This window comes from Oceanobacillus neutriphilus (genome assembly GCF_014645515.1).
GTDB classification, from domain to species: domain Bacteria; phylum Bacillota; class Bacilli; order Bacillales; family Amphibacillaceae; genus Oceanobacillus; species Oceanobacillus neutriphilus.
Map to the genome: position 1 here is coordinate 321,463 of NZ_BMLW01000004.1, position 13,325 is coordinate 334,787.

The window sequence follows — 13,325 nt, forward strand, 5'->3', positions numbered from 1 at the left end:
TCCCTTCAATCCCTCGTTTTCGGATCCAGTACATCACGTAATCCGTCACCAAACAGGTTCAATACTAACACTGTGATAAACACTGCCAAGCCAGGGAAAAAGATCAAGTGAAAAGCATGTCCAATATAATCTCTTGAAGCACTTAACATCGCTCCCCATTCTGGTGAAGACGGCGATGCACCTAAACCAAGGAAACTCAGACTGGCTGCAGATATGATTGCTCCGCCAATATTCATAGTAATATAAACAATAATGGTAGAAATGGTTTGCGGAAAAACATGTCTTAAGATAATCCTGCTTTTCTTTGCACCAATCGACCTTTCCGCTTCTATAAACAGCCGCTCTTTGATTTCCAATGTTTCTCCACGAACAATTCTGGCAAAAGAAGGGGTGGAGAAAAAAGCAATCGCGATAATCACGTTTTTCATTCCTGGTCCCAGAATCGCAACCATCGCTATAGCAAGTACCAAATCAGGAAAAGCAAACAGAATATCACAAATTCTCATAATCACTCTGTCCACCCATTTGCCAAAGAAGCCGCTGATCAGTCCTAAAATGGTTCCGGCTACAGCTCCTAATAATACTGCTGATACACCGACACCAAGTGATAACCTTGCACCAACAATCAAACGGCTCAATACATCTTTACCAAATTCATCTGTCCCGGCCAAGTGTTGCCATGACGGAGCTTCCAGTATGCTATCATAATTTGCCTCTTGCGGATCATATGGTGTAATCCAAGGCCCGAATATAACAATCAACAGCAAGAGAATGATGACGTAAAGGGAATATAAAGCTAACTTGTTTTTTTTAAAAGAACGGAGCAGCCTTTTAAAATTGGAATCTTGTTTTGTTTCCACGAATTGTGTCTGATCCGTAGTTATCTGTGTTTCAGACATCAAAACACCTCCTTAGATGCTGAAATAATGTATGTTGTTCTTACTTCACATCCATTATTTTACATCTTTCCGAATATAAATAGCTGATTATCAGTTATATCTAATCTTTGGATTAAAGAATCCATATAAAATATCTACAATTAAATTCACGAGTATAAATTCTAAAGAAAAAATCAACAGTAAAGATTGTACAACCGGATAATCCCTAAATTGTATGGAATCAATGAGCAGCCTTCCCATACCTGGGAAAGAGAACACCGTTTCTACTACAATAGAACCGCCCAACAAAAAACCAAACTGAAGCCCTGCTATTGTAAGCACAGTAATCATTGATTTTTTCAGTGCATGACCAAAAATGATTGCTCTTTCACCAAGCCCCCGTGACCGCGCTGTTCGAATAAAGTCTTCTTGGAGCGTCTGGACGAGCGATGATCTTGTAAATCTGGTAATCATAGCCATAATTCCTGCCCCCAGAGCAAAAGACGGCAATACATATCCCTTCCAGGTCTCGATACCGCCGGCAGGGAAAATATTAAATTGCACGGCAAATAATTGAATCATCACCAGACCTAACCAGAAGTTAGGTACCGAAATACCTGATATAGCGGTAATGGTTCCAAAATAATCCGGCCAGCGCCCTCTAAACACTGCAGAGATAACTCCAAGCAAAATACCAATCAACATTGCCCAGCCGATGCTTAATATGGATAGTTGTAGTGAAGGCAAGAACCGTTCTCCAAATAATTGGGTTACTGGTGCATTGGAGCGTAATGAGTGCCCCAAATCTCCTTGAAACAATTCCTTCATATAAATGAAATACTGTTCTAATATAGGTTTATCCAGACCAAGGTATGTACGGAGCGCTTCTACTTCATCATTGGTTGCATCTTTTCCAGCCATTAACCGTGCCGGATCACCCGGTATAAGGTGAATAAAAATAAATATTAAAAAGGACACAGCAAGGAGAAGTGGTATTAACCCAATTATTCTTTTTATGATGTATCTGCCCATATTGACACCTCCTTGAATAATGTAACGTTTTCAGATTTCTGATATATTTTATTAAATACGCAAGATGCACCAAAAATGAAGCTGGTGCATCTCTACTATTTTTAACTCATTACTCCCATTCAACTTCTCTTAAATAAAAGTTACCATCAGCAGATCTCCAAATTCCTTTCAGTCCTTTTCTCATAGCTGTAGGCTCTTCGTCAACTGCCGTAAACAGCCATGGCGCATCATCCCAAAGGATTTCTTGTAATTCTGCGTATTTTTCAGCAGCTTCCTCTTCACTTTTCGCATGGAGCCCTTCTTCAATCAGCTTATCTGCCTTTTCATTATCGTAATAGGCCGTGTTGGAACCGTTTGGAGGAAAAGAAGAACTGCTGAACAATGGGTTCGTTGCATTGTCAGCATCACCAACCTGAGATGACCAGCCAACATACCACATCTCTACCTCAGAATCCTCTGCAGATTCCGGTTTATTGATTTCATCGGACAGTGTCCCACGTTCCATCTGTTTAATCTCAACATCTATACCAATTTCCCCCAACTGTTGTTGAATAAATTGCATTCCTCGCTTATCCTTACTTGAATCACTTCCCCAGATTTCTGTAGAGAATCCATCTTCATAGCCCGCATCAGCCAGTAATTCTTTTGCTTTCTCAAGATCATAATCATAAGGTTCCTGAGCCGCATAATAATTGTTCGTAGCTGGAAGGGCGGAATCGGAGACAATTCCATAACCATTTTTAACTACTTTGACAAAATCCTCTTGATTAAGCGCATAGTTCATTGCTTGTCTGACTTCTTTTTTATTAAATGGTTCTTTACTTGTATTAATCGTTGCATAGTTTACGTAAGTCGATTCTACGACAGATACTTCAATATTATCTTCCGCTTCAAGAGATTCTACATCGTTAACAGGAACAGGGAAAATATAATCTGCCTCACCAGTTTTCAACATCGCAATGCGCGAACCATCTTCCGGAATTGGTTTAAATGTCACCTTATCCACCTTAGGTAGATCCTCTTCCCAATAGTCTTCATTTTTTGTTGCTACAAGAGAATCACCATGATTCCATTTTTCCAGTACAAATGGGCCAGTACCCGCAGATTCCTCCCCGAAATCAATATCATTTTCTAAGGCATCAGGACTTGCCATGCGAAGCATACCAATTTTATTAATAAACTGACTGTTAATATTATTTAAAGTAACCTCTACTTCATAATCATCTGCTACTTCTACTTTCTCTACATCTCTTAAACTCTTATAATTATTCAAAGACCCCTCTGAATCAATGATCCGATCCAAGTTCGCCTTTACAGCATCGGCGTTGAATTCTGCCCCATCTGTAAATGTTACGTCATCTCTTAATTTAAAAGTATATGTTAATCCATCATCTGAAATTTCATAATCTGTTGCCAATAATGGCTGAAGTTCTCCATCCTCATCAGGTGTAAACATAGATTCATAGATTGCATATTGCACACTATTATCGATACCGGCGCTGCCATTATGTGGATCCATTGTTTGAATATTTTCCTGAAAAGCAATGGTCACCTCACTCTTATCCGCAGCCCCGTCACCTCCTGTACTATCCCCTTCATCTGACGATCCGCTCGTTGCACAAGCAGAAAGTACAAACATAGCGATTATCGATAAACCAATACCAGCCAATAAATTTTTCAACTAAACCACTCTCCTGTAGCATATTTTTTTATAATTATTTTTCCTTTACACCCCATTTTAAAGCGCTTTCTTTATTGTTTATGAAAGAATGTGAAATATACCATTCATATCATCTCCTTTTCGTAACTTAGTTGACTAATATCCTCTATGAGATTACATTCCTGCCCCCATGATGACATCATTTCTTCCAAGCTCAGATATTTCAATTGTTGTGGAATTACTAAGCGGCGATCAAATATTATTTCTTGATGTCTTTAAAATTCTATCCTTTAACTGATTAAAACAGTTTATTTATTGAATAATTTTAAAAATAAAGGAAATTAATTAAAGACTTTATTTTCAAGAAAGTAGTTTTTCACCTTTAATGCAGCTCCACTGACAACTCCCTTTGACCCTGTCTCCGTCGTATATAAATGATATTGTCTGTTATAATTAGTCATTTCTTCTTTGCATCTTTCTATAATACGATTTCTTATTTGGTGATTCGATTCCACAAACTTCCCTGAAATTACAACAATATCAGGGTTATGTATGTTAACCAGGTTGTTAATTGTAATCACCGTATAAAGTATTGCTCTGTCGATTATACGAATCGCCCATCGTTCACCTTTTTCCATTTCCTTTATTATTTCGTTCAATGATTTTATTGGTTTAACCTTAGAAGCTTCCACTACCAAAAATTGCTCTGCAATATACGTTTGCAAACATCCAAAATTTCCACATGTGCAATAAACACCATTCGGGTCGACAATTGTATGGCCGATCTCTCCTGAAAAATTATCCTTCCCCCGATAGATTTCACCATTTGAAACCAATACAGAACCTACACCTGAACCAAACCCGGCTAAAACCATACTCTTTTCTTTCCTATCTAAGATTAGCTCATTTTCTGCGATCGCTTTCATTTTTAACTCATTATCAATATGAACTGGTGCTGATATTTTCATTTCCTGCTCCAATATTTTTCTGAAAGGGATTTCCTCCCATCCAAATTGTGCTGATAACAACACTTCACCTTTCTCAGGATTTATCAATCCCGGCAATCCTACTCCTACCCCAACAATTTGTTGTGACGGAATTAAATTTTCTTCCATCATGAAATAAATACAATTACCTATAAATTTAGCTGCTTCCTCTGGAGTAGTCACTATAAAATTGAATTCTTCCATCGCTATTAAACCACCAACGAAATCCATAAATGCAATTCTGATTTTATCTTTGTCTATCTCCACTCCTATAGATATAACTGCATTTCTTTTTGGTCTTAACAAAGAAGCTTTTCTTCCACTTCCTTCGTTTGTATAGCCAACTTTTTCTATTAAATTTGATTCCAGCAAAGAAGCTACTATCCTTGATGCTGAAGTAAAACTCATTGTCACTTTTTCAGCAATCCTCGCTCGTGAAATCGGCCCCTCCTTAAGAATTAAATTTAATACCGTTCCAATATTCTCTTTTTTTATAAATTCCTGATCCTTTATTTTCATCCCATCACCATCATTATTAACATCATGTTAATAATGATTATAGATTAGCGAGTCTTCTACGTCAATATAATTTTTAGAAAAGTTTATTTTTTCTTTTTTTATCTTTTCACACGAAAATCCCTTAATACTTATCTATTTTTAGTGATTTTTTCCTTCTTTATCCATTTAATTTACTTTATATTTTTTAATATTCAATATATTATTGTCGGATTATTAACATGATATTAATAATTTTATATTATTCATAACACTGTAATCCCTTCTTTATAATATTAAACGATATACAGTAAGAATTTACCCAATCATTTAACTAAACTTATCATCTGCAATTAGGTTTAGAATATTCACTAATATAAGTAAAATATAAGAGTCTATAAAACTAGTCTTATATTCAATAATCGTAAATAAATATATAAAGTTCCGAAACACATTTTAAAAAGATTTCTCTTTATTTTTAGACTCCCTTTCCATCACCACCATATAATGATGCTCCTCATGAATCCTTAAAGGCTTCACCACCTGTACAACATTCGGATATTCAGGCACAGGATCCGGATACCTGATCCAGTAGCATTGTTCTTTGGTAAGAGACTCTACACAGGATTTCAGCTTTTCTGTCTCTTCCTCCAGTAAATTTCTTAGCTCCTCAAGCGCATATTCCCGCTTCATTTTCGGTTTTAAAATAAAGGGGGCTTTCATTGTTTTTTCACGATATATATTCTCCATATCATCTATATGCCGTTTTATTTTTGGGTGGCGGAGCTTCATATAAGAACGGGCTATCGGCAAATAACAGGCTGATGTAATCCTTGTAAGCTTCAGTAGTAAATAGCAGTGGTAGATGGATTCTGCGACACTCCATTTATCAGGCACTGCCCTCGTATGAATGGATGATTTGAAAATATCCGTATTGAAATATTTATCTCGCATTAGTCTGGATTTCTTCAAAAAGAGGGAAAAGACCTTTGTACATTATGATCACCTGGCCGGAATTATTTTTATTCAGAAATCTATTTTTTTACTCTATCACAAAGACGGAGTGGAGAGCTTCATTTTCTGTTAAGCAATCTATTAAAAAAGAAGGTTTCCTGCATCATGACTACCTTGATACAGGAAACCTTCTTTTTTATTGTATAATATAAGACTATTTAATATTTCTTTAATTCGGAAGTATAACAGGTTATTTCTTAACACCTGCCTTTCTGCAATTAACGCTTTACATCCTCTTTGGCTCCCGAAACAGCAGCTAAAATCTCCGCCTCCGTTGACATCGGTGTATCCCCGGAAATCGTACATGCCATCATACCTGCTGCAGCTGCAAATTCGACAGTTTTATCAGGTTCATAACCGGATAATTCACCATGCAGAATTCCGCTTGTATACGCATCACCGGCCCCAATACGGTCATATACAGAAAAAGTAATTTTTTTGGAAAATACAAATTTATCTTCTTTATATATATAGCCTTCTAAAGCATGCGTATTATCCTCATTGATATTGCGGTGTGTTCCCGCAATCGTTTGAATGTTATACTTCTTAGCGACTGTAGGGATTAACTCCTGAAGCTGTTCTTTTCTTTCCTGCTTTTCTGTTTTCATCCCCAATATATACATTGCATCTTTTTCATTCATCATGACGATATCCGCCAATGAAAGCATGTCCTCATAATGCGGCTTTGCTTGCTCGTAGCCCCCATCCCATAATGAAGGACGGTAATTACAATCAAAGCAGACTATTCCGCCGCTTTCTTTTACCTTTTCAGCAAGAGCTTTCATATTTGCACGCACGTCATCTGTCATCGCCAGACTGATTCCGCAAAAATGAATAACATCCGTAGCTTCCACAATTGACTCCAGATCATAATCGGAAATATCTGCCGTATTAAACGTACTTTCTAAACGATTGGTATATGTAACCCTGCTCGCTCGCTGCCCAAAGCCATTTTCTAAAAAATACATCCCGATATATTTCCCGCTTCTTGCAATAAAATCACGTTCTATTCCCAAGCGCTGCAAGAAGGAGATTGCCGCATCTCCCAAAGGATTGTCCGGTAATTTTGTAATCAGATAACCATTGTGCCCAAGCTTTGTCATAGCAGAAGCAACATTTACCCCCGTGCCTGAAAAGGAATACTGTAAATTGCTTGCCTGCGTGAGTAATTCATAACCAGGTGCCTGCAATCGCATCATTACTTCTCCAAATGCAACAATATTCTTAGACATATTTATCAACCAGCTCTTTACTAATAGTGAGAAGCTTTTTAACGTCTTCCGCGTTGGTTTTTCCAGTCTGCTTATTAATAATTGAAGAATACACATGAGGAATTACTTTCGGCACTTTTGCTTCTAATGCTATTTCTAAAATTGGTGCGAAATTATCCAAATCAATGCCGCCTGTCGGCTCTAATGCAAAGTTTTCTTCCCCGCAGGCCTTGGCAACTGCACGGAATTCTTTTTCTGATTGTAACCCTTTCATCGGGAAGTATTTTAATGCGTTTCCACCCATATCATGAACGAGTGCAATGGCAGCTTTAACTGGAACAATAGCCGTTTCACCGGCTCCTGCGCTGATTGGACCAGTAGAAATATTCACGTAGCCCACTTTACCGGCAGGCGATACAAGTGCGTTAATCCAGCTATCTTTTTCTCCCAGGTTAGCCCGTGTTGCCCCTACAGCAGGAAAAACCTGATTAATATGGGATCCCGGATAATACTTCGCAATTTCTGCAACAACTGCAGCCTGTCTATTGTCACCCGCGCCTAATCCGATGGAAACAGCGTCCGAAATTGCCTCTCCGTATTCTTTCATTGCTGTAACGGCTGTATCCACTGTCGGATAATCCTTGGAAAGTACTCCAACCAGCATATGACCCTCCGCTGCATCAAATACTTCCTTTGCATTTTCAATACTATTGGCTAACACATTTAGCGCTACTCTATTTTTATAAAAACGCTGATCCATATTCATTATCTATTTCCTCCCAAAATGGACTTTAATTCCGCTTCAATAATATGAATATCATCACCCTGTAATGGACGGGGATCAATATCAAAGTAGCCCTGGCGGATTCCGTAATCACGTGTGTAAATTGCTATTTCACCATTACGAAGCTTGTCATTTACCTCTTTGGCAGTTATCCCGGATGTTGCTGCATCAATCTGAATTCTGGCTCTGAAAATAGCGCGACCGGCTTCATCCTGTACGACGATTACATTCACCCCTTCGAATGTATTTAGTGACTCCAATACTTCTAAGCTTCTCTTTTCAGCTTCACTATGATCTGTTTTCACAAAATACTCATCCAATGCCTGCAGCAGGCCAAATGTCGTTTCCTTCCCTACCTTCATGCTTCTTCCAATATAGTACAGCTGTGTTTTTACCCACTCCACATAATCTTTCTTTCCAGCTACAATTCCAGACGTTGGCCCTTCAATAGCCTTTGATCCACTATAGATGGCTAAATCGGAAACCCTTACATATTTTTTCAAATCCTCTTCCGCCGCTGCATCCACGATTAACGGAACATTGTTTTCCTGTGCTACTTCCCATGCCTCTTCCACAGAAATCATATTTTTTTGGACAGCATGATGTGATTTTACAAATAAAATTGCTGCCGTATTTTCGTTGATAGCATCCGCAATATGCTCTTTTCTTCCTTCATTGGCATAGCCTGTTTCCACAAGCTTTCCTCCACCAAGTGCAACCATTGTTTCTATCGGAGCGCCATACTGCACATTATGCCCCTTCAGCATAACAACCTCATTTTTGGAGATTACTTCCTGATGCAGCTTTTCACTTTTTCTCCGGTTTCCTTCTGTTACAACCGCTGCAACAGAAAGCGCGATACCGCTCGAAGCAGAATTAACGACTACAGCAGCTTCTGATTGAAGCAGTCCGGCAATATGCCCTCCTGCTTTATCTACCAAATCTGAGATTTCCACATAATTCTGTCCGCCGGATTTCATAGCTTCCATAACGGTATCTGTTGGAGCAGAAACCCCTAAAATACTCATTCTTCCACTTGCATTAATAACCCGCTTCAATCCATACTTAGCATTCATTGTATTCGCCATTAACAACCACTCCTTTGACTTCAATTCTCTGGTCAGATTTCCGCTTCTCGCCGTCTGAGTCAATTAACTCTATTGTCTCATCTTCTACAGAAAATAGGGTAAGATTTGCAATATCTCCTTTTGCAATACGGCCAAGCTCCGGTTTATTTAACCATGCAGCAGCATCAGCCGTTACAGCAGCAATGACTTCCTTCAGTGAATAGCCTAAACATAAAAATTTATTTAAAACACTTGCCATATTATACACCGGTCCATACAGCCGGGTTTTCCGGTAAATATCTGTGCTGATGGTATTAAAATGGATGCCGTATTTCTTGGCCTGCTCAGCTGTTTTAAAAGAAAAACTTGCATTACCATGACCAACATCTAAATGTACACCGCGTTCCATTGCTTTTAAAAACTTAGGCAGCGGTTTTCCATGATTATCAAATAAATTATTTGCCTTTCCGTTCAAGAAGTGTGTAACCACATCATTTTTCTCCAGTAAATCCAATACATCATTAATATCTGGGGGACCTGATCCGATATGAACCATTAACGGTAATCCCGTTTCCTTAGAAAACTCACGCGCCATTTTTAAAGGCTTTATATCATTCGCTCCTACCACACTATTGCTGATCCTTGCTTTTAAACCAACGACAAAATTTCTATTCTCCTTGACAGCACGTTTTAATTCCTCTTTATTCAACAAAGATAAGTCCGATAATTCATCCACTCTCTTTAAACCGATTCGTGAAATATTCAGGAAAGCGAATACATTTGTCTTAGACTTCCGGGAATTGTCAACCAAATCATGAATCCGGTCCGCACCCGTGCTTCCCGCATCAACAATCGTCGTTACTCCTGTTTTATAGCCAATCTCATCGATATCATCTCCATATGGATCGAACTCTGGAAAGGCATGCACGTGCATATCAATCCAACCGCTGGAAACGTATACTTTATTTTGATAATCAATTACTCTCTTACCATTGGCTGTTCCTGGTGAGGTAATATTTACAATTCTGTTATCTTCCACAACAATATCTATAGAAGTTCCATCCAGCATTTTTATATTCTGCAAAACTACATTGTCTGCCATTTCCATCATCCTTTTTGATCGGCTTTCATCATATTAAAAAACCGCTTATAACATTTTCTAATTATTTAACTCTATATGGAATAGATTATCATTAAAATTCTTATTAGTAAATATAAGGTTATAATGTTTAAATGAAAAAAGTGTAAATGTTCTTTACCTATCCTATGCTGCTGTACTCTCAACAAGTTATCCTTCCATAATTTCATAAAATAACCGAAAAAGCTCAGCCCCTGCCATAAAAACAGCAAGAACTGGCTTATCTATATATCTATAATCTAATTACCTATCAATCCTCTTGATAAACCTTCAAAATAGCTTTTGTCAGAATATCTACTCCCGTTTGAAGCGCATCTTTATCAAAGGTCATATCCGGGTGGTGTAATCCTGGCCCTAAGTCGCATCCTAAACCCAGCATCGTAGCTTTTAATTCCGGTTTTTTCACAGTATAGAAATGAAAGTCATCTCCTCCTGGTGTAAGAAGCGGTTCTACAATATTTTCCTCACCCAATACATCCGCCACTGCTGCACGCATAAAGCTTGTTGCTTCCTCATTTGTTTCAGCTGCCGGCACCCCATGAAAATCAGAGATATCAATATCAGCATCATAGAGATTTCGGACAGAATCTAAAATACCGTCTACTTTCTTCACCAGCAGATCCATAACTTCATTCGTCTGCGCACGTAAGTCTAAGCTGAATGATGCGTTTCCCGGGATAATATTCGAGCTTTTTGCCCCTGCCTGGAATTTCGTCATTTTCGCAGAATGCGGGACTCTTGGGTCCATATGAATTTGACCCAGCATATTGACAATCTGCATACCGACTTCAATCGCATTATCATTCAAATGCGGGCGGGCGCCATGGGCATCTTCTCCCTTAATGACCGCTTCGTATGTTTTCGTTGCACCGTGGACAATAACAGGAGCTGCCTGCCCTGCAGCGGCCTCCTGTTTAGGTCTGAGATGAACGCCAAACAGGTAATCCACGTCTTCTACAGCCTTTTCCTCTACCATTTTCAACGCACCGCCGCCTTCTTCCTCAGCAGGCTGATAAATAAATTTGATGGCTACTTTATCCTGGATATCGGGTATTTGCTGTAATGTCCATAATACACCCAATACGATCGACATATGCGCATCGTGCCCACAGGAATGATTGGGCAGGAATTTCCCGTTCACTTCCTGCCATAACGCATCCATATCTGCACGCACACCAATTATCGGCAAACCTTTATGAAAGTTTCCGAATTTCCCAATGACGCCTGTGTGGTCTGGAAATGTAATTGTTTCACAGCCTGCCTCTTCTAACTTTTCTTTTATATATTTGGTAGTTTCTACTTCTTCCCAGCTGATTTCAGCATGTGTATGTAAATGCTGAAAGGTTTCTAAAACACTTTTTTCTATATTTTCCCTCATTCTTCTCCATCCTTCATCGAATAAATTCTATTTTTACGCAGACAGATTTTAAACAGTCTAATGACTTATCCGCTTAACTCCTTCCAGTTTTGTTTTCATAGAATCGTATTTTCAAACAAAACAAATAGCCTGCATTATTTAAAGTATTCTCATTATTTAATATTGCCTTGAAGTATAAACTCTTATATAATCAATTTCAAGTTTAAAATTTCCAAAGAGAGAGAAGGGTTTTATGTCACAGAAAGAAAAAACAAAGAAGTTTCAGCTTCCGGATGCATACGTTATCTTATTTATTATATTATTGCTTGCTGCCATTCTTACATATATTATCCCGGCAGGCAGTTATGAAAGAGAAGCAACGGAAGAAGGAATTGATGTCATTGTTCCTGACAGCTACAGCCAAATAGAACAGCAGCCGGTTAACTTTATTGGTTTATTCAGCTCGATTCAAGAAGGATTAATCGGCGGGGCCGGCCTAATTTTCCTTGTATTGACTATTGGAGGAACTTTTGCTGTTATAGAAAAAACAGGGGCAATTGACAATCTGATTCTCAACACAATTAAACGCACACAAAATCGGGAATGGCTCTTAATTTTAATGGTCGCCGGTCTCTTTTCTGTTTTTGGCGGACTGGGAATTATCGCCAACTCCTCTATTGCTTTTATTCCAATTGGAATTATCCTGGCAAGAGCAATGAAGATGGATGCTATTGTCGGTGTCTCCATTATTTATTTAGGTGCATATTCCGGGTTTGCAATCGGATTCTTAGACCCGCAAACAACGGGGTTTGCACAGCAAATTGCGCAGCTCCCATTATTCTCAGGGCTTGCTCTAAGAATAGTCCTCTATGTTATCGTTGTCGGTGCAACCATCGCCTACATAATTTGGTATGCCAATCGTGTTAAAAATGATCCGCAAAAAAGTATCCTGAGCGATAATCCTTTTCCGCGTTCAGAGGAAAAATCTATGGATGACGTGGATGGAAAGCTGACACCGACACATCTTACTGTATTACTCGTGCTTACAGCTGCTATTGTGGTCTATGTTTATGGTGTTTTCCAATGGAGTTGGGATATCAACCAGATGGCTGGAATTTTTGTAGCCTTGGCCGTTGTTACCTCTCTTATTGCAAAAATAGGTGCCAACCAGATGGTAGAAGAGTTTATGACTGGTGCAAAAAGAGTACTGTATGGCGCTTTAATTATTGGCATGGCCCGATCTATTGTTGTCATACTGGAAAATGGACAGGTGCTGGATACTGTTGTACATGGAATGGCAATTGCTTTAGAGCCTTTTTCCAGTGTCATGGGAGCAATAGCAATGTTTATCGGAAATGGTCTGTTTAATCTCGTCGTTACTTCCGGAAGCGGCCAGGCAGCCATTGTTATGCCGATTATGACACCACTTGCTGATTTAATGGATATTCCGAGGCAGGTTGCCGTACAGGCTTATACACTTGGAGATGGCTTCACTAATATTATTACGCCTCTATCCGGTGTATTGATGGCCAATCTCGCAATTGCCGGTATCCCGTGGACAAAGTGGCTGAAATTTGCACTGCCGCTTGTGGGAATCTGGTATATTATTGGTATTATTTTTATCGTGATTACCGTTCTGATTAACTGGGGACCGGTATAATAATCTGACAGATATTTTATAAAAAATAGCACACAAAAAGCGA

Annotated in this window: 11 protein-coding genes; 1 reads left to right on the forward strand and 10 read right to left on the reverse strand. The window is 38.8% G+C overall.

What is annotated here, in order from left to right; genetic code table 11:
• Positions 1–5: 5 nt before the first annotated feature.
• The 10 genes from IEX29_RS08795 to IEX29_RS08840 form a co-directional block, all read right to left on the reverse strand.
• Positions 6–899 carry an ABC transporter permease gene (locus tag IEX29_RS08795; protein ID WP_188734088.1) on the reverse strand — a complete coding sequence of 298 codons (894 nt, stop codon included), beginning with the start codon at positions 897–899 and terminating at the stop codon, positions 6–8.
• Positions 900–989: 90 nt separating this feature from the next.
• On the reverse strand, positions 990–1,910 hold the full coding sequence (locus tag IEX29_RS08800; RefSeq protein ID WP_188734089.1) for an ABC transporter permease: 921 nt from the start codon (positions 1,908–1,910) through the stop codon (positions 990–992).
• Between the two features lie 109 nt (positions 1,911–2,019).
• Entirely contained in the window at positions 2,020–3,591 is a 1,572-nt protein-coding gene (locus tag IEX29_RS08805) for an ABC transporter substrate-binding protein (RefSeq protein WP_188734090.1), read from the reverse strand.
• A 320-nt stretch (positions 3,592–3,911) separates the two neighbouring features.
• Complete coding sequence (locus IEX29_RS08810; protein ID WP_188734091.1) at positions 3,912–5,075, reverse strand: ROK family protein; 1,164 nt, start codon at positions 5,073–5,075, stop codon at positions 3,912–3,914.
• Between the two features lie 432 nt (positions 5,076–5,507).
• Positions 5,508–5,948, reverse strand: coding sequence for a DinB family protein (locus tag IEX29_RS08815; protein WP_229720145.1), 441 nt, complete (start codon positions 5,946–5,948; stop codon positions 5,508–5,510).
• 335 nt (positions 5,949–6,283) lie between these two features.
• Positions 6,284–7,297 carry a sugar kinase gene (locus IEX29_RS08820; RefSeq protein ID WP_188734093.1) on the reverse strand — a complete coding sequence of 338 codons (1,014 nt, stop codon included), beginning with the start codon at positions 7,295–7,297 and terminating at the stop codon, positions 6,284–6,286.
• Positions 7,290–8,042 (reverse strand): 2-dehydro-3-deoxy-phosphogluconate aldolase, encoded by a 753-nt coding sequence (gene dagF / locus IEX29_RS08825; RefSeq protein WP_373290658.1) that lies wholly within the window; start codon positions 8,040–8,042, stop codon positions 7,290–7,292. Before dagF ends, IEX29_RS08820 begins: the two co-directional genes overlap by 8 nt.
• Positions 8,042–9,148, reverse strand: a complete 1,107-nt coding sequence (locus IEX29_RS08830) for a DgaE family pyridoxal phosphate-dependent ammonia lyase (RefSeq protein WP_188734094.1) — start codon at positions 9,146–9,148, stop codon at positions 8,042–8,044. The genes dagF and IEX29_RS08830 overlap by 1 nt, the downstream gene beginning before the upstream one ends.
• Positions 9,126–10,229: an amidohydrolase/deacetylase family metallohydrolase gene (locus IEX29_RS08835; protein WP_188734095.1), complete on the reverse strand. Its 1,104-nt coding sequence runs from the start codon at positions 10,227–10,229 to the stop codon at positions 9,126–9,128. Before IEX29_RS08835 ends, IEX29_RS08830 begins: the two co-directional genes overlap by 23 nt.
• A 286-nt stretch (positions 10,230–10,515) precedes the next feature.
• Positions 10,516–11,643, reverse strand: a complete 1,128-nt coding sequence (locus tag IEX29_RS08840) for a M20 peptidase aminoacylase family protein (protein ID WP_188734096.1) — start codon at positions 11,641–11,643, stop codon at positions 10,516–10,518.
• Positions 11,644–11,875: 232 nt separating this feature from the next.
• On the opposite strand from IEX29_RS08840, the gene IEX29_RS08845 reads away from it, so the two are divergent.
• Entirely contained in the window at positions 11,876–13,282 is a 1,407-nt protein-coding gene (locus tag IEX29_RS08845; protein WP_188734097.1) for a YfcC family protein, read from the forward strand.
• Positions 13,283–13,325 lie beyond the last annotated feature (43 nt).